This is a genomic window from Agrobacterium sp. SORGH_AS_0440, assembly GCF_031453135.1.
GTDB lineage: Bacteria > Pseudomonadota > Alphaproteobacteria > Rhizobiales > Rhizobiaceae > Agrobacterium > Agrobacterium pusense.
Map to the genome: position 1 here is coordinate 1,009,989 of NZ_JAVIYR010000002.1, position 16,527 is coordinate 1,026,515.

Here is a 16,527-nt window from a genome sequence, read left to right on the forward strand (position 1 = left end):
TTACCGCAACGGTTCAGTTGCTCAAGAGCCACCTTTCAACCGCTTGCGGTGAAGTTCTTCCGCATTCGGCAGGGCCTCTTTCGGCACCCCGAAAATCTGGCCGGGCTCGATCAGGTCAGGGTTTTTGATCTGGTCCTCATTGGCGAGATAGATCGTGGTATAACGGACGCCCTGGCCATAGACGCGGCGCGAAATCTGCCACAGCGTGTCACCACGGCGGATGATGACGCTGTTCTGGCTTTCGGCCAGCGGCGCCTGCTCGAAGGTCTGCGGACCGGCTGGCGCCTGTGGCGTGGGAGCGGGCGGCGCGGTGATGTGGAGTTCGGCAAGCCTGCTGGCCAGCGAAGCCAGCCCCTTGCCGATTGCCGCCACGTCATTCGGCCAGGCTTCGACCGATGTCAGCAGCTGGCGCGCCTTGGCGGCGATGTCGCCGGCGAAGGCTGTGAAGTCCGGCTCGGTGGCTGCCGCGGTGCGGAACTCCGAAAGCGATTTCAGCGCAATCACCACGGCAGAGCGGCCGGCTATTGCCTGATCGAGCGCCGGTGTCGGCTGGTCCCTGTAGAGATTGGAGAGGATGCCAAAGGCCTTGGCGACATCGGTGCGCAGCTTTTCGAAAGCGGCGCGGTCGCTTGCCGTGCTCTGGTTTTCGGCCGGCACTGCGGTCGTTGCCGCTGACGAAGAAGCAGACGGCGTCTGCATCGCGACGGTTGCCTGGTCGGTCTGCGGCCTTTCGAACGGAACGCGCACGCGCACTTTCGCGGTGCCGTCGGCATTCAGCTCCTCGATGGTGATGATGTGGCTGCCAACGGCGAGATCGACGTCGCCTTCGATGACAAAATGCCCGGAGGCTTCTGTTGTGGCCTTGCCGATTTCCCTGTCATCGACCAGCGCGCGAACCGTCGAACCGGCGGGCGCGGAACCCGCGACGAAAATCTTCGATCCCTCGAACTCGACGGCAGTGACCTGGACGCTCGACGTCAACGGAGCGGCGGCAGCGGCCGCGCCGGCAAGCGGTACGGAGGCAGCATTGGCGTTGGTCGCAGCCGTTGCCGCAGGCTGTTGTGATGGCGTTTGCGGCTGAAGCGCCGGAGGGGCCGCCTCCGGCATGGCGAGGACCCGGCTTGCCTTGCCGGGCTTTGAAACCATGGCCAGAAGCTCGCCGGCCTTGCCTTCCGGAACGGAAACCGTCGCCACTTCCTCAGACTGCGTCGCCTTGCCGGCGGTATCGGTCGAACGCAGCACCAGTTCATGGTCGCCGGGCGGCAGGGGATTGTCGAAAACGGCTGCGAAATCGCCGGAGCCGTCGATCGTCGTCTGGGCGACGACCTTGCCGTTGCTCAGGATTTCAAGTTTCGCACCCGGCTGCGCCTTGCCGGCAACAACCGCCGAACCATCAGGCTCGACGCGCAGGACGTCGAAAGTCGGCGCGCCGGAAGAGGTCTGCGTGGCATCGGCTGGCGCCGCCGCCGGCTTCGCCGCTTCGGGCGCGCCATCGTCGGTGCCGGCGAAGACGCCCGCGAGACGACGCACCTGCGCCGCCGCTGCCGCCGCATTGTCAGGCAGGCCGCGCAGGAAGGCCGTGGTGCGCTCGGCGGCGGTGCGGGCCGTGGTGATGAGCCGCGACGTCGTTTCATCCAGCGACTCGGGAATTTCGATATTCGTCAGTTCCTTGAGCGAGGTCTCGACCTTCTTGCGCGCCGCTGCGAAATCGGCGTCGGAGGGAACCTTGCTGTCGGCGAAAAGCGTGGTCAGATCCTTGATCGACTGTGTGGCGGAAGCCGCCAGACGGCCGACCTTGTCGGCGATATTGGCGGTTTCTTCTGCCGCATCGGACAGGATGTCGCCCGCCTTGTCGGCGCCCATTTCCACGCTGTTCTTCACGGCGTTGCCCGCCTCGTTGATGGCGTCGCCGATCGGCTTGCCGTCGTTTGAAATCCGCGGCAGGACGAAAAAGATCATGAGCAGGGATGCAATCCCCAACACGATCAGCGCCAGCAAACCGGCTTTATTGTTTTTCATCCTGGGTGCTCCGGATAATTCAAGCTTTTCACACGAGTTGAGATTGCTAGCGTCTTACCTAGCGCCAGACAAGCGGTGAGTGGCCAAAAGGCCATATTTGCAAGGGATTTCCCAAATTTTCTTGACGTGCCGCATCGCACATAGTTCCTTCCCTTCATGACGGACAAAAATACAGCGATTCGATCCATCTGCGTTTATTGCGGCTCCCAGCCCGGGCGTGATCCCGCCCACATGGAAGCAGGCCGTGCGCTTGGGAAATCCATTGCCGAAAACGGCATTCGCCTGGTTTATGGTGGCGGCACCAAGGGCATCATGGGCGCAGTTGCCAGCGGCGTTCTTTCCAATGGCGGCGAAGTGACGGGCATCATACCGGAATTTCTGGTCGACATGGAGGCAACACGCCATTCTCTCGGACAATTGAACGAGCTTGTCATCACCAAGGACATGCACGAGCGCAAACACATGATGTTCGAGCGCTCCGATGCTTTCGTCACCCTGCCGGGCGGTGTCGGCACGCTGGAAGAGATCGTCGAGATCATGACCTGGGCGCAGCTCGGCCGTCACGCGAAGCCAATGGTCTTTGCCAATATCAACGGTTTCTGGAACCCGATGCTGGAACTCGTGCAACATATGCGCGACCAGGGCTTCATCCACCGCGCGCATCTTCTCAACCCGCTCATCATTGACGAGGTGAAGGATATCGTGCCCGCCATCATCGACCGCGCGCTGGCGCAGCAGAACCCTGAAGGCGACCCTTCGGTGATTTCGCGCCTGTAGGCCCGGCGATTGTTAACGGCCGCTCGGGCGGCTCGTTACAATTTTAAATGTATATTAATATAGATTTAACGGCGGCATCCTTCCGCCCGTCCTTTTCGTGGCCCGGCGAGTGATCCTGTGTCACCGTTTCCCAGGCGTTGGTTATCGCGGAATTTTGCTCCGCCGCCTCGGGTGGGTGTCATCGACAATGATTGCTTTCGTGATGCGGCTGAAGAGCCGGACGCATTTCATTATCAAGAGAAACCCGCTGCGGGGCAGGGAGGTCGTCTTCGGTTCCGTCGCCCGCCGCCGGGCGGAGGCAAAGACGCGGCTTGCAATCGTCATCGCCGTCTTCATTGCGATCTATGGCGTTGCCGCTGCGCGCCTCGTTCAATATGGGCTCGCCGAACCCGTTTCCACCGCATGGATCAATTCCGGCGTCAACGCCATCGCCTCACGGCCTGACATCGTGGACCGCAACGGCACGCTTCTGGCGACCGATCTCAACATGGTATCGCTTTATGCGGATCCGCGCAGGATCGTCGATCCGGACGAGGTGGTGGAAAAACTCGCGACCGTTATTCCCAATCTGGACTGGCGCGAGACGCATCGTAGATTGCGTTCGGATACAGGCTTCCAGTGGTTGCGACGCCAGCTGACACCGCGGCAGCAGGCGGATATTCTCAATCTCGGCATACCGGGTATCGGTTTCCGCCCGGAAAAACGGCGGTTTTATCCGGGCGGCCCAACCGCTTCGCATATTATCGGCCACGTCAATGTCGACAATCAGGGTCTCGCCGGCATGGAGCGTTACCTGGACCAGCAGGGGCTGGCCGATCTGCGCGCTTTGGGTCTTGCCAGCGGCACGCCACTGGAACCGGTGCGGCTGTCCATCGATCTCAGGGTACAGAACATCGTTCGCGACGTGGTCGTGAAGGCGAAAAGTGCCTATCAGGCCGAAGCCGCCGGTTCGGTGATCCTCGATGTGGAGACGGGCGAAGTGCTGGCCATGGCTTCCGTCCCGGATTACGATCCGAACGAACCTTCCCGCACCCTCGCCGATGGCAGCGTCGACAAGGAGTATGAAAAAGGCTGGTTCAACAGGATGAGCAACGCCACCTTCGAGATGGGCTCCACATTCAAGAGCTTCACGCTCGCCATGGGTCTGGATGCCGGGGCGATTACGCTCAATTCGGTGGTGGATGCGTCTCGGCCGATCCGCATGGGCGGCTTCACCATCAGGGATTTCAAGGGAAGAAACCGGCCGCTCTCCATTCCGGAAGTGTTTCAATTTTCATCGAATATCGGCACGGCGGCGGTGGCTGACAGGGTCGGTGTCGAGGGCCATCAACAATTCCTGACGAAGCTTGGTCTGCTGACCAGAATGGACACGGAAATGCCCGGCGTTGCCACGCCGACCCAGCCGAGAAACTGGAAGAAGATCAATTCCGTCACCATCTCCTTCGGCCATGGCGTTGCTACCACTCCGTTGCAGACGGCGGTGGCCGCTGCAGCCCTTATCAATGGCGGAAGCCTGATCTCTCCGACCTTCCTGCCGCGTTCGAAAGAGGCTGCGGCATCGCTCGCGCGCAGCGTCATCAACGACAGGACGAGCGCCGACATGCGTTACCTGTTCAACTGGAACGGCATCAAGGGTTCCGGCCGTGGCGCACAGGTGGAGGGGTTTCATGTCGGCGGCAAGACGGGGACGGCAGACAAGGTGATCAATGGCCGTTACGCCAAGGACATCAATTTCAACGCCTTCGTGGCCGGTTTTCCCATGCACAAGCCGAAATATGTCGTGCTGACCATGATCGATGCGCCAAGGACCGGCGTGAACGGCGGCCGCACGGCAGCCTCGACAGCGGCCCCCATGACGCGCGAGATCATCGCCCAGACGGCGGGCCTTCTGGGTGTCAAACCGCGCTTCGGCTATGAGGGAAACCCGCAATTGCTGGTGGATTACTGACGCCTGGTTACCTCACTCCCGTTTCAGGGAGCAGGAGTGAGAAAGGATTTGGTCATCGGTTGAGCCGCAGCAGGCTTGAGCCGGTGTAGATCGCAAGCGCCACCCAGATCATTGCGAAAGCCGCCAGACGCACCATGTCGAACGGTTCCTTGAAGATGAAAATGGCTATCAGGAAGATCATCGTCGGCGCGATATATTGCATGATGCCGATGGTGGAGAGCTTCAGCAGTTTCGCACCATTGCCATAGAGAATGAGGGGAACGGCGGTGATGAGACCGCTTGCCGCCAGAAGCCAGGTATCGGCGGAATTGCCGCCCATGAAATGCGCCTGTCCGCTGAACGCAAGCCAGATCATGACCAGCACGGCGGGAATAGACAGCAGCATGACTTCCAGCAGGAAGCCCTGCGTCGCGCCTATGGGCAGGGTTTTGCGGAAAAAGGCGTAAAAGCCCCAGGAAACGGTGAGCGCGATGGAAACCCATGGCAGGCTGCCCGCATGCCAGGTGAGGATGGCCACCGCAACCGCCACGAGGCTGATGGCGGCGATCTGCGCCGGATAGAGTTTTTCCTTCAGCAGTACGGCACCGAGGAAGATGCTGAACAGCGGATTGATGAAATAGCCGAGCGCGGCATCAAGTGCGCGGCCCGCGCCGATCGACCAGATGTAGACGCCCCAGTTGATGCTGATGAGCGCAGCCGTAAGACTCGCCATCGCAAGCATCTTCGGACTTCTCAGCGCCGTACGGATTTCAGCCGTACGCCCGAGCACGATCAGCACCACCGCTGCGATCGGCACCGACCATACGACGCGATGCACGATGACCTCGATCGGTGAAATATGTGCAACCGCCTTCATGTAGAAGGGCAGGAAACCCCACAAAAGATATGCGGAAAGCGCGAAAGCAAAACCGCGCGCGCTGTCGCCGCCCTCTTGGGCTGGAAGCGTTTTGTCGAGTGCCATGGGAGTACCGCCAATTGTTCGGATGGCGTTTTATAACGGATCGGCACAATGGCGGCCAATTCATTTCCGTGAAGGGTTCATGAGAAAAACTGCATGAATAAGAGGCGCTTTGCCTTTCAAACGTGCTGATCAGCGCCGGGTAGATGATCCCCGCAGGAAACCCTGCGTGAATCATCATCTTATCCTGCCGCCACAACGTGCTGAAATAAATACTATTTCCCGGCAAAACGGTCGTTGGCGCGGATCAGCTGGTCGAGAATGCCGGGCTCGCTCATCGCATGTCCCGCGGCCTCGATAATGTGGAAATCCGCGTCTGGCCAGGCCTTGGCCAGCTGCCAGGCATATTTCAGCGGGCAGGGCATGTCGTAACGTCCATGCACGATGACACCGGGAATATTCCTGAGCTTGCCGGCATCGCGCAGCAATTGTCCTTCCTCAAGCCAGCCGCCATTAACGAAGAAGTGGTTTTCGATGCGGGCGAAGGCAATCGCGTATTTGTCTTGACCGAAATCCTCGACGCGGTCGGGATCGGTGACGAGTGCAATGGTCGCGCCCTCCCATTGGCTCCATGCTTTCGCGCATTCCAGCTTCTTCGTTTCGTCAGTGCCTGTGAGATAGCGATTATAGGCCTGCATCATCTCGCTGCGTTCGGCTTCGGGAATGGGTGCGATGAATTTTTCCCATTGATCCGGATAGATTTCAGAGACGCCGAACTGGTAGTACCAGTCGAGTTCCGGCCGGGTGACGGTGTAGATACCGCGCAGGACCAGTTCGCTGACGCGGTCCGGATGGGTTTCGGCATAGGCGAGCGCCAGCGTCGAACCCCAGGAGCCGCCGAACACCAGCCATTTCTCGAAGCCGCAGAGTTCACGCAGCCGTTCAATATCGGCAACCAGATGCCATGTGGTGTTGGCTTTGAGTTCCGCGTGTGGCGTGGAGCGACCGCAGCCGCGCTGATCGAACAGGATGACATCGTAAAGATCGGGATCGAATACCCGGCGATGGGTGGGATTCACTCCGCCGCCCGGGCCCCCGTGCAGGAAGACCGCCGGCTTAGCGCCGCGTGTGCCCACCCGCTCCCAATAGATCGTGTGGCCGTCACCCACGTCGAGCATGCCGGTCTCGAAGGGTTCGATCTCTGGATAAAAGCCGCGCAGTTCTTCAGTCATGTTTTATCGTTCCTCAGGCGGCCATTCGGCCGTGTCATGATCCGGGTGTTGGTAGGAGGTGATCTCGGCCTCATCGACGCCCTGTTCGACTGCCGGTTTGGCGAAGAGCTGCTCGATCCACGGCATACGCTTGTGGATGTTCACCTGCACCTGCGGCTCTATCTTCTCGGGATGGTCGAAAGCGCCGATCGCGATCTCCACGCCGCCGGGATAATGATAGGTCAGCGGTGTGCCGCACTTGTTGCAGAAACCGCGATGGATTTTCTGCGACGAGCGGAAGAGGGCAGGCTGGCCGCGTGTCCAGGTGAGATGCGCCTGATCGGCGCTGACCAGCGCGCCAAAGAAATTGCCGAAATGTTTCTGGCACATGCGGCAGTGGCAGATGGAGGCCCTGCCGAGCTTGCCCGCATGGAACCGCACGGCGCCGCACTGGCAACCCCCGGAAAAACCCGTTTCGCTCATTGTCTGTTCTCCGGTGGCCAGTTTTCGGTGTCGTGGTCGGGGTGTTGATAAGAAACGAGATTGGCAAGGTAGTCGACCTGCGTCAGGTCGTCCTCGGTCGCAACGGCGGGCAGGGTGTGGAGGTTGTCGACAAAATCGATCTTCCGCTCCACGCCCCACTGGATGGTTGGCGGCAGCGCGGCGGGATCGTCGAAGGCGCCGGCCGCCACCGCAATGCCATCCGGGGCCTCATAGGTTAGCGGCGTGCCGCATTCGGGGCAAAAGCCGCGCTTCACGACGCTGGAGGACTGGAAGCGTTTCGGCTCGCCGCGCGTCCATGTGAACTCCACATTGCGAACTGAAACCAGTGGCGCGTAATAAGCCCCGAAAGCCTTCTGGCACATGCGGCAATGGCAGATGGAACTGTCTTTCAGGTCGCCAGTGGCGCGAAAACGGACCGCGCCGCATTGGCATCCGCCGGTATATGTCGTCATCTTCGGTCCTCCCGGATCGTTCTGATAATGTGGAGACAGACATTATCTAAGTCTGTGAGGACGTCATGGTTCCAGAAGCGGAGGATGGTCCAGCCGTCTTTTTCAAGCCGCACGGTTCTTTCATGATCGTAGTGTAATGCTGCCTCGGATGTATGTTGAGAGCCATCGATCTCGATAATAAGTCGATGATCGGAACAGGCGAAATCGACGATAAAACCGGCAATCGGCATTTGTCTGCGGAAACTCAAGCCTTCAAGGCGATGGGCGCGAATTGCGTTCCAGAGTTTCAGCTCGGCATCCGTCATTACTTTCCGCATCTGCTTCGCGTATTTGCGATGCATTGGGTCTACATCTGCATGCGGCATGATGTGGCTCGCCGTTTAGTGCCTCGCCTTAGATTGGTTGAGGGAACTTAAAATCGCAAGCGTATTGTGGTGGGCGAGGATACCCCCCTCTGCCCTGCCGGGCATCTCCCCCACAAGGAGGGAGATCGGCATGACGCGCCTGCGTCGCTCCATTTCGACCGAAGAGAAATGCGGGGCCTAACAACGAGTCGATCTCCCCACCTGTGGGGGAGATGCCCGGCAGGGCAGAGGGGGGTAAACCGCAAGCCGCAGCCTCAAGCGCTGGACGCAAGCCCTACCGCTTCAACTCCCAGGTCGTCGTCCGCTCCCCGGTCTCCTTGTCCTTGCCATCCTTCAACTGAATGCCCTTCTCCGAAAGCTCATCGCGCAACCGATCAGCCTCTGCAAAGTTCTTCGCCTTCAGCATTTCCAGACGCAATTCCACCAGAGCGTTGACGGCCGAAACGATGGCCTCGTCCATTTCAGTTTTCTTCGGCAGCACGCCCAAGAGAGCAGCACTCGCCGCGAAGGCCGGCAGCTTGGATGGGTCCGTATTGGCCGCGTGCGCCAATGCGTGCAGCGCCTGCACGGCCGCAACGGTGTTGAGATCGTCGGCAAGCGCCTCGAGCACGGTTTCATCCGGCGCGGCATCGGAGGCTTCCGCCGCCGGCCATTTGGCGAGCAGGCGTTCGGCCTCTTCCAGACGCTTTACCGAAAAATCGATCGGCTCTCTATAATGCGTCATCAGCATCGCAAGACGCAGAACCTCGCCCGGCCATTTCCGGCCGCCGAATTTCTCCGTGTGCAGCAATTCGTAGATCGTCACGAAGTTGCCCTCGGACTTCGACATCTTGCGGCCTTCCACCTGCACAAAGCCGTTATGCATCCACACGTTCGCCATGACATGCGTGCCGTGTGCGCAACGGGACTGGGCGATTTCGTTCTCGTGATGTGGGAAGATGAGGTCGAGCCCGCCGCCGTGAATGTCGAAAACGTCACCGAGGTAGCGGCCGGACATAGCCGAGCATTCGATATGCCAGCCGGGACGGCCGCGGCCCCAGGGGCTTTCCCAGCCGGGTTCGTTGTGGGAGGAAAGCTTCCACAGCACGAAATCGCCGGGGTTCTTCTTGTGGGCATCCACCGCCACGCGCGCGCCCGCCTGCTGCTCGTCCAGCGGACGCTTCGAAAGCTGCCCGTAATCGGCCATGGAGCGAGTGTCGAACAAGACCTCGCCACCGGCCGTATAGGCGTGGCCGCGTGTGATCAGTTTCTCGATGATGTCGATCATCTGTGCGATATTGTCGGTCGCGCGCGGTTCGACACTTGGCTGAAGGCAGCCCAGCGCCGCGACGTCCGCATGGAACTGGTCAGCCGTCTTTTCCGTCACGGCGTGGATGGCATCGTTGAGCGGCAGATGCGGATAGTCCCGCAGCGCCCGCGCATTGATCTTGTCATCAACGTCAGTGATGTTGCGGGCATAGGTGACGTGATTTTCGCCATAGACATGGCGCAGCAGCCGGAAGAGAACATCGAACACGATGACGGGTCGCGCGTTGCCGATATGGGCGAAATCATAGACCGTCGGGCCGCAGACATACATGCGCACGTTTTCAGGATCGATGGGCGCAAATTCCGCCTTTTCGCGGGTCAGCGTGTTGTGAAGTTTCAGGCGCAAGGACATGCGGCAATTCCCTAGAGGCAGTCAGTTGTCCTGACCGGGCCGTTTGTCTGTAAGACCTTGCGGGAGACGAAAACGAGCCGGCCGGTGGCGAACCAGCAAAATTATTTCAGCAGCAGGTGCAGATCGTCGTTTTCATGACTTGCGTTATGGCGCGGCGGTCATGCGCGGTCAAGCGTTTCTCTCGTGACGTTGGCTGACCCGCCGACCGGCATCACTCCGGCGGACGGTAATCCACGAACCGGTTTTCCCGGACCAGGAAGAGCTTGCCGGTCTCTTTGAGATCGGGCGAAGCAAGCGGCAGGATGGCTGCGGCCACCTCTGACGGATGCGGCACGGTGGCGGGATCTTCGCCGGGCATGGCCTGCGCGCGCATTGCCGTGCGCGTGGCGCCGGGATTGATGCTGTTGACGCGAAGCGCGCTCTTCTGCGTCTCCGCCGCCCAGGTGCGGGCAAGTGCTTCCACAGCTGCCTTGGAGGTGGAGTAGACGCCCCAGAAGGGACGACAGCTATGAGCGGCACCCGAGGACAGGATCAATGCCCGACCGGCGTCAGATTTGAGAAGCAGCGGCTCGACCGAGCGGATCAGCCGCCAGGTGGCGGTGACGTTGATGGTCATGACCCTTTCGAAAACCTTTGCCTCGATATGGCCGACCGGCGAGATGACGCCGAGGACACCGGCATTGGCGACCAGAATATCCAGCTTGCCCCAGCGCTCGTAGATATTGGCGCCCAGCGCATCGATGGCTTTCATGTCGGAGAGATCGAAGGGAACCAGCGTCGCGGTGCCGCCGACGGCCTTGATGGCGTCGTCCAGTTCCTCAAGGCCGCCCACCGTTCGGGCGCAGGCGATAACATGCGCGCCGGCCCTGGCGAGTTCCAGCGCCGTGAAATAGCCGATGCCGCGCGACGCGCCGGTGACGAGAGCGATGCGGCCCTTGAGATCGATAGTCATGGTCTCCCCCGAAATGATTGCGCTTCCTTGTACGAAGCCGCAGCCGCCTGCTGCAAGCAATTAAATTGCCGCAGCTCGCGGGCTGATAAAAGGCAAGAAAAAAGCGGCCACCGGAGACCGGTGGCCGCTTGTTCTGTCGGGATTATCAGCCGTTGCTGGCCAGCATGGAAATCTTGCTGCCCATCGCCTCGCCGTTCTTGTCGAGGAGGCGGGTCGGATAATCGCCGGTGAAATAGTGGTCGGTGAACTGCGGCCGCGCCGGATTGCGGTTTTCACCGCCCACCGCGCGATAAAGCCCGTCTATCGACAGGAACGCCAGCGAATCGGCGCCGATGTATTTCGCCATCGCCTCGACATCCGCATACTGGTTCGCCAGCAGCTTGTCGGCATCAGGCGTGTCGATGCCGTAGAAGTCCGGATGGAAGATCATCGGGCTGGCAACGCGGATATGAACTTCCTTGGCGCCGGCCTCGCGGATCATCTGCACGATCTTGACCGAGGTCGTGCCGCGCACGATGGAATCATCCACCAGCACCACGCGCTTGCCTTCGATCATCGCCCGGTTGGCGGAATGCTTGAGCTTGACGCCGAAGGCGCGGATCTGCTGGGTCGGCTCGATGAAGGTGCGGCCGACATAATGGTTGCGGATGATACCGTATTCGAAGGGAATGCCGCTTTCCTGCGCAAAACCGAGCGCTGCGGGCGTGCCGCCATCGGGAACGGGCACCACCACATCGGCTTCGAGCGGTGCTTCCTTGGCAAGGTTCATGCCCATGTTCTTGCGCGTCGTGTAGACGTTGCGGCCGCCGACGACGGAATCGGGACGGGCGAAATAGACATATTCGAACAGGCAGAGACGCTCCGGCTGCGGTTTCGAGGGCTTGCGCGCGTCGATGGTGATCGAACCGTCAGGCTGGATCTCGCAGATGATGACTTCGCCGTTTTCAACGTCGCGCACGAATTTCGCGCCGATGATATCGAGAGCACAGGTCTCCGAGCAGAAGATAGGCTTGCCGTCCAGCTCGCCCATGACCAGCGGGCGGATACCGATCGGGTCACGCGCGGCAATCAGCTTGGTGCGGGTCATCGCCAGCATCGAGTAACCGCCTTCCATCTGCCTGATGGCATCGATGAAACGGTCGGCGGTGGAGGAATGACGGGAGCGGGCGATGAGGTGCAGCACGACTTCGGTATCGGAGGTCGACTGACAGATGGCGCCTGTCGCGATGATCTGGCGGCGCAGTGTCAGGCCGTTGGTGAAGTTGCCGTTATGGGCAATCGAAATACCGCCTTCTTCCAGTTCGGCAAACAGCGGCTGTACGTTGCGCATCGCCACTTCGCCCGTGGTGGAATAACGGGTGTGGCCGATGGCGATGGAGCCGGGCAGGCGGGCAAGCGTTGCCGGATCGGTGTAATGATCACCGACGAGGCCCATATGGCGTTCCTGATGAAAGCGCTTGCCATCGAAGGAGACGATGCCGGCTGCTTCCTGGCCGCGATGCTGCAGGGCATGCAGGCCAAGCGCGGTCAGCGCCGAGGCGTCGGCATGGCCGAGAATGCCGAAAACGCCGCATTCTTCATGCAGCGTATCGCCGTCGATCTCTTCCTTGAAAGTGGCCTCAGGAAACTTGGAATGCGAAAGCGGCTCAATCATCCGGCTTGCCCTTGCTCTCTACCGAGAAAAAAGAAAGACCATTCCGGTGAGTGTTTCCCCCGGTCGGTCCGTCTGTGTCGTGCTTGATATTTAGCACAAATAGCGCGCCTTGCATGCATTGCAAGACGCGACACTGTGTCAATTATTCGTTGCCGGCGGATTTGTTGCCGGCACATCTTCGGCAGGCGCCTGCGTGGTCGTCTGTTCCTGCGGTTTTCCAAGGATGCGAGCGCGGATCTGCGGCTCGATATCGTCAGGCAGAACCGCCTCCAGCTTGCCAACCAGCCCGTCAAGGAAGGGCTTGGACTTCGCCTGCGTCACCCATTCCGGCTGTGTCTTCACATCCACCAGCCAGTTCCAGAAGGCGACGGCGACCACTAGAAGCAGGATGCCGCGCGCCGCGCCGAACAGGAAGCCCAGCGTGCGATCCAGTGCGCCGATGCGGCTGTCGATGATGAAATCGGCAATACGCGAGGTGATGAAGGAAATCACGATCAGCGAGACGAGGAAAACGACGCCCGCCGAACCGGCAATGGCGATCTTGTCGTCATCGGTATAGTTGCGCGCATAGGGCAGCAGGACCGGATAAAGATAATAGGCGGCGGCGACCGAACCGGCCCAGCTCGCAATCGACAGGATTTCGCGGGAAAAACCGCGGACCATCGCGAGAATGGCGGAGAAAAGAACAACGGCGATGACGATGCCGTCGAAAATTGTAATGGGCATATACCAACTCCGGAGGTGCGACGCCCTGTCAGGCGCTGCCTTGCCAATTTTGCGATCCTCTTACACCACTGTTTCCTTTGGCGAAAGGATCAATATTCGTCGTCCTCAACCTGTTTGAACCGGTTGCCGGAGCCGGCGATGCGGGCCACTAGGTCCGGAAGGCTTTCGATTTCCGTCCAGCGCCCCTTGCCGCCTTTCGGCAATTCAGCCGAAGCAGAAGGCAGAAGTGCGGCGGAAAAGCCGAGTTTTTCAGCTTCTTTCAATCGCTGGCCCGTATGCGAGACCGGGCGCACCGCGCCCGACAGGCTGATTTCGCCGAAATAGACGCAATCGGCTGGCAGGGCAAGACCGGCAAGCGAGGAAACCAGCGCAGAAGCAATAGCCATATCGGCGGCCGGTTCGGAAATCCGGTAGCCGCCGGCGACGTTGAGATAGACATCGTGCTGACCGAGCTTCACGCCGCAATGGGCCTCCAGTACGGCGAGGATCATGGCGAGTCGCGACGAATCCCAGCCGACCACCGCGCGGCGTGGTGTGCCGAGCGAGGTTGGCGCGACCAGCGCCTGCACTTCAACGAGCACGGGGCGTGTCCCCTCGATGCCGGCAAAAACCGCAGCGCCCGGTGATTTTTCGTTGCGTTCTCCCAGAAACAGTTCGGATGGATTGGACACTTCCCTGAGGCCGCGATCCGACATTTCGAACACGCCGATTTCATCGGTCGGCCCGAAGCGGTTCTTGACGGTTCGAAGAATGCGGTAATGGTGGCCGCGGTCACCTTCGAAATAAAGGACGGCATCGACCATGTGCTCCACCACGCGCGGGCCAGCGATCTGGCCTTCCTTGGTGACATGGCCGACAAGCACCATGGTCGCGCCTGTCTGCTTGGCGAAACGGATCATCGCCTGCACGCCGGTGCGCACCTGTGTCACCGTGCCGGGGGCGGAATCGGCGGTATCGCTCCACAATGTCTGGATGGAATCGATGATGACAAGATCGGGCCGCTTGCCTTCGGAAATCGTCGCCAGAATATCCTCGACATTGGTTTCCGCCGCCAGAAGCACATCGGTTTCCGCAGCCCCCAGACGTTGCGCACGCAGACGCACCTGCGCCACCGCCTCTTCGCCGGAGACATAGATGATGCGATGGCCGCGCCGCGAAAGGGCGGCAGCCGCCTGCATGAGAAGCGTCGATTTGCCGATACCGGGATCCCCACCGATCAGAACGGCGGAACCGCGCACGAAACCGCCGCCGGTCGCCCGATCAAGTTCGCTGATGCCGGTTGGGATGCGGGGGGCTTCTTCGATTTCACCTGATAGTGAGGTGAGCGTCACGGGTCGGCCCTTCTTGGGAGCCTTGCCCGGGCCGGATCCGATGCCGCCCATCGGGTCTTCCTCGACGATGGTATTCCACTCGCCGCAGCCTTCGCATTTTCCCGCCCATCGGGTATGAACCGTGCCGCAGTTCTGGCACACGAATTGAGTCTTGGCTTTGGCCATCTATGTCAGTTTTCTTCTTGTTTGAAATGATCTGCGGAGATGTCTTGGTGGCCGTGGAGGACGCGCAGGACCGTAAGCTCATTCTCGTTGACGCGGAAGAAAATCACGCGGTCCCGATAGGCGATGCTGCGAAGCCCTGCTCCATAGCTGCTTCGTGAGACGCCGGACAGGCCGAGCGCCGCTAGCGATTCGACCTTGTCAAAAATTTCAAGCACGAGACGGTCGGCCGCGGCCGGATTTTCCACTGCGATATAGGCGTGATCTTCAGCGATGTCCTGCCTTGCCCGCGTGGTCCAGATAACGGCCCGGATATTAATGATCGGTCCCCGTTTTTTGTTGCGCGGACAGGTTCTTGATGTCGCTCAGGAAAGCATCTCGCGACCGATAGCTGTGAACACGGCCGGCGTCAGCATCATCAATTCCTTCCTGCAGCAGCAGCTTGAGTGCCGCTTTCTTTCCCTCATCGCTGCCCAGCAAACGAAGTCCAGCAGAAATCACTGCATCCGCATCGCTATACACGCCGGCCGCCACCTGCTCCTCGATGAACTTCTCGTCCTGCTCGCTCAAATGGATTTCGGGCATTTCGATCTCCTTTTGTTCTCTTTTAACACAGGTCGCGTGAGCTTTCCAAGCGCTAAAGGCGCGTCTCAGTCATCTGCCATCAGATATTGCCGCTCATATCGCAGACCAAGTCCTGTCAACATCTCATAGCCGATCGTTCCTGCCGCCCGTGCAGTCTCGTCTACGGGCACATTGGGACCGAAAAGCTCGACATAGTCTCCGGTTCGAATGGCATTGGCCGGAACATCCGTCACGTCGAAGATGGTGAGGTCCATTGTGACGCGGCCAGCAACCGGCACCTTGTGGCCGTTGACGACACCGTATGCGCCGCCATGGCCCATTTCGCGCAGCGGAATGCCGGAACCGGACAGCGAACGTTGGTATCCATCCGCGTAACCGACAGTCGCGATGGCGAGGCGGCTTGCGCGTTTCAGCAGAAAGGTGCCGCCATAACTGACGGTCTGGCCTTCGCCCGCATCGCGGATCTGAATGATGCGCGCTTCGGCTTTGGCGACCGGCCGCATGGGATTTACAACGTCGTTGACCGCCTCTCCGCCATAGAGCGCTATGCCGGGACGGGTAAGGTCGAAATGATAATCCGGGCCGAGAAAGATACCGGCGGAAGCCGAGAGGCTTGATTCGATACCTTCGAAAGCAGTGCTAACCGTCCGGAATGATTCGAGCTGAGCCCTGTTCATGGGCGAGGAGGGCGTGTCGGCACAGGCGAGATGGGACAGCACCAGAACCGGGTCAAAACTTGCCGGCCGGGTCACGTCGTCGGCCAGAAACAGCGCATCGTCGAGCGGCAGTCCGAGACGGTTGAAGCCGGTGTCCACATGCAGTGCGCAGGGGTGATCGCCACGCTCGGCCACCGTCGCCATCCAGAAGGAGAGTTGCTCCTCGGAGGCAAGAACCGGCACCAGATCATTGTCGAAGACCTGCCGTTCCTGGCCCTGCCAGATGCCTGACAGGACGAAGATGCGTGCTTCAGGTGCATAGGAACGCAGGGTCTCACCCTCGGCAACCGTTGCCACGAAGAAGTCGCGCGCGCCGGCATGGTAGAGCGCTGCGCCGCAATCCTCGATGCCGAGGCCATAGGCATCGGCCTTCACGACGGCCGCTGTCCGCGCCTTGCCGGAGCGTCTCCTCATGTCCCGCCAATTATCGGCCAGCGCACCGAGATCGACGGTCAGCCGCAGTGGCGCTTGTTCGAAAGCGTCGGTTTCGGTTTCAGCGAATGTATCCTCGAAGTCGTCTGTCATGCCATGCGTCCGGTTGATTTTGGAACCGACCAGACCCTAGCA

The 16,527-nt window shown here is 60.3% G+C and carries 16 protein-coding genes; 2 read left to right on the plus strand and 14 right to left on the minus strand.

Features of this window, described 5'->3' with window-relative positions:
- Positions 1-21: 21 nt before the first annotated feature.
- Positions 22-2,019 carry a LysM peptidoglycan-binding domain-containing protein gene (locus tag QE453_RS14260; protein WP_309777328.1) on the minus strand — a complete coding sequence of 666 codons (1,998 nt, stop codon included), beginning with the start codon at positions 2,017-2,019 and terminating at the stop codon, positions 22-24.
- A gap of 156 nt (positions 2,020-2,175) precedes the next feature.
- On the opposite strand from QE453_RS14260, the gene QE453_RS14265 reads away from it, so the two are divergent.
- A complete protein-coding gene (locus tag QE453_RS14265) occupies positions 2,176-2,796 on the plus strand; it encodes a TIGR00730 family Rossman fold protein (RefSeq protein WP_006700139.1) in 621 nt (206 codons plus the stop codon).
- A 187-nt stretch (positions 2,797-2,983) separates the two neighbouring features.
- Entirely contained in the window at positions 2,984-4,744 is a 1,761-nt protein-coding gene (locus QE453_RS14270) for a penicillin-binding protein 2 (protein WP_244405082.1), read from the plus strand.
- A gap of 52 nt (positions 4,745-4,796) precedes the next feature.
- Here the strand turns inward: QE453_RS14270 and rarD are convergent, their stop codons facing one another.
- The 13 genes from rarD to alr all read right to left on the minus strand — a co-directional run bounded on the left by rarD (position 4,797) and on the right by alr (position 16,485).
- Complete coding sequence (gene rarD / locus QE453_RS14275) at positions 4,797-5,705, minus strand: EamA family transporter RarD (protein ID WP_244405081.1); 909 nt, start codon at positions 5,703-5,705, stop codon at positions 4,797-4,799.
- Positions 5,706-5,917: 212 nt separating this feature from the next.
- Positions 5,918-6,874, minus strand: coding sequence for a prolyl aminopeptidase (pip, locus tag QE453_RS14280; protein ID WP_309777329.1), 957 nt, complete (start codon positions 6,872-6,874; stop codon positions 5,918-5,920).
- Positions 6,875-6,877: 3 nt separating this feature from the next.
- Positions 6,878-7,336 (minus strand): GFA family protein, encoded by a 459-nt coding sequence (locus QE453_RS14285; RefSeq protein ID WP_142181597.1) that lies wholly within the window; start codon positions 7,334-7,336, stop codon positions 6,878-6,880.
- Complete coding sequence (locus tag QE453_RS14290; RefSeq protein WP_072494242.1) at positions 7,333-7,809, minus strand: GFA family protein; 477 nt, start codon at positions 7,807-7,809, stop codon at positions 7,333-7,335. Before QE453_RS14290 ends, QE453_RS14285 begins: the two co-directional genes overlap by 4 nt.
- Complete coding sequence (locus QE453_RS14295) at positions 7,806-8,174, minus strand: endonuclease domain-containing protein (protein ID WP_004441009.1); 369 nt, start codon at positions 8,172-8,174, stop codon at positions 7,806-7,808. The genes QE453_RS14290 and QE453_RS14295 overlap by 4 nt, the downstream gene beginning before the upstream one ends.
- A gap of 274 nt (positions 8,175-8,448) precedes the next feature.
- Complete coding sequence (gene cysS, locus QE453_RS14300; RefSeq protein ID WP_309777330.1) at positions 8,449-9,834, minus strand: cysteine--tRNA ligase; 1,386 nt, start codon at positions 9,832-9,834, stop codon at positions 8,449-8,451.
- Between the two features lie 211 nt (positions 9,835-10,045).
- Entirely contained in the window at positions 10,046-10,786 is a 741-nt protein-coding gene (locus tag QE453_RS14305) for an SDR family NAD(P)-dependent oxidoreductase (protein WP_006700145.1), read from the minus strand.
- Between the two features lie 145 nt (positions 10,787-10,931).
- Positions 10,932-12,440 carry an amidophosphoribosyltransferase gene (gene purF / locus QE453_RS14310; protein ID WP_006700146.1) on the minus strand — a complete coding sequence of 503 codons (1,509 nt, stop codon included), beginning with the start codon at positions 12,438-12,440 and terminating at the stop codon, positions 10,932-10,934.
- A 138-nt stretch (positions 12,441-12,578) separates the two neighbouring features.
- Positions 12,579-13,166: a CvpA family protein gene (locus tag QE453_RS14315; protein WP_004441017.1), complete on the minus strand. Its 588-nt coding sequence runs from the start codon at positions 13,164-13,166 to the stop codon at positions 12,579-12,581.
- A gap of 89 nt (positions 13,167-13,255) precedes the next feature.
- The gene (gene radA, locus QE453_RS14320) at positions 13,256-14,662 is read right to left on the minus strand and encodes a DNA repair protein RadA (protein WP_004441018.1); all 1,407 of its coding nucleotides are present in this window, start codon (positions 14,660-14,662) and stop codon (positions 13,256-13,258) included.
- A gap of 5 nt (positions 14,663-14,667) precedes the next feature.
- Positions 14,668-14,982: a type II toxin-antitoxin system RelE/ParE family toxin gene (locus tag QE453_RS14325; RefSeq protein WP_309778169.1), complete on the minus strand. Its 315-nt coding sequence runs from the start codon at positions 14,980-14,982 to the stop codon at positions 14,668-14,670.
- A complete protein-coding gene (locus QE453_RS14330; protein WP_006700150.1) occupies positions 14,975-15,244 on the minus strand; it encodes a type II toxin-antitoxin system ParD family antitoxin in 270 nt (89 codons plus the stop codon). The genes QE453_RS14325 and QE453_RS14330 overlap by 8 nt, the downstream gene beginning before the upstream one ends.
- A gap of 65 nt (positions 15,245-15,309) precedes the next feature.
- Complete coding sequence (alr, locus tag QE453_RS14335; protein ID WP_309777331.1) at positions 15,310-16,485, minus strand: alanine racemase; 1,176 nt, start codon at positions 16,483-16,485, stop codon at positions 15,310-15,312.
- Between the last annotated feature and the right edge of the window lie 42 nt (positions 16,486-16,527).

Coding starts and splice junctions, on each gene's coding strand:
- QE453_RS14260 (WP_309777328.1), bottom strand. CDS start 2,019: ATGAAAAACAATAAAGCCGGTTTGCTGGCGCTGATCGTGTTGGGGATT.
- QE453_RS14265 (WP_006700139.1), top strand. CDS start 2,176: ATGACGGACAAAAATACAGCGATTCGATCCATCTGCGTTTATTGCGGC.
- QE453_RS14270 (WP_244405082.1), top strand. CDS start 2,984: ATGATTGCTTTCGTGATGCGGCTGAAGAGCCGGACGCATTTCATTATC.
- rarD (WP_244405081.1), bottom strand. CDS start 5,705: ATGGCACTCGACAAAACGCTTCCAGCCCAAGAGGGCGGCGACAGCGCG.
- pip (WP_309777329.1), bottom strand. CDS start 6,874: ATGACTGAAGAACTGCGCGGCTTTTATCCAGAGATCGAACCCTTCGAG.
- QE453_RS14285 (WP_142181597.1), bottom strand. CDS start 7,336: ATGAGCGAAACGGGTTTTTCCGGGGGTTGCCAGTGCGGCGCCGTGCGG.
- QE453_RS14290 (WP_072494242.1), bottom strand. CDS start 7,809: ATGACGACATATACCGGCGGATGCCAATGCGGCGCGGTCCGTTTTCGC.
- QE453_RS14295 (WP_004441009.1), bottom strand. CDS start 8,174: ATGCCGCATGCAGATGTAGACCCAATGCATCGCAAATACGCGAAGCAG.
- cysS (WP_309777330.1), bottom strand. CDS start 9,834: ATGTCCTTGCGCCTGAAACTTCACAACACGCTGACCCGCGAAAAGGCG.
- QE453_RS14305 (WP_006700145.1), bottom strand. CDS start 10,786: ATGACTATCGATCTCAAGGGCCGCATCGCTCTCGTCACCGGCGCGTCG.
- purF (WP_006700146.1), bottom strand. CDS start 12,440: ATGATTGAGCCGCTTTCGCATTCCAAGTTTCCTGAGGCCACTTTCAAG.
- QE453_RS14315 (WP_004441017.1), bottom strand. CDS start 13,166: ATGCCCATTACAATTTTCGACGGCATCGTCATCGCCGTTGTTCTTTTC.
- radA (WP_004441018.1), bottom strand. CDS start 14,662: ATGGCCAAAGCCAAGACTCAATTCGTGTGCCAGAACTGCGGCACGGTT.
- QE453_RS14330 (WP_006700150.1), bottom strand. CDS start 15,244: ATGCCCGAAATCCATTTGAGCGAGCAGGACGAGAAGTTCATCGAGGAG.
- alr (WP_309777331.1), bottom strand. CDS start 16,485: ATGACAGACGACTTCGAGGATACATTCGCTGAAACCGAAACCGACGCT.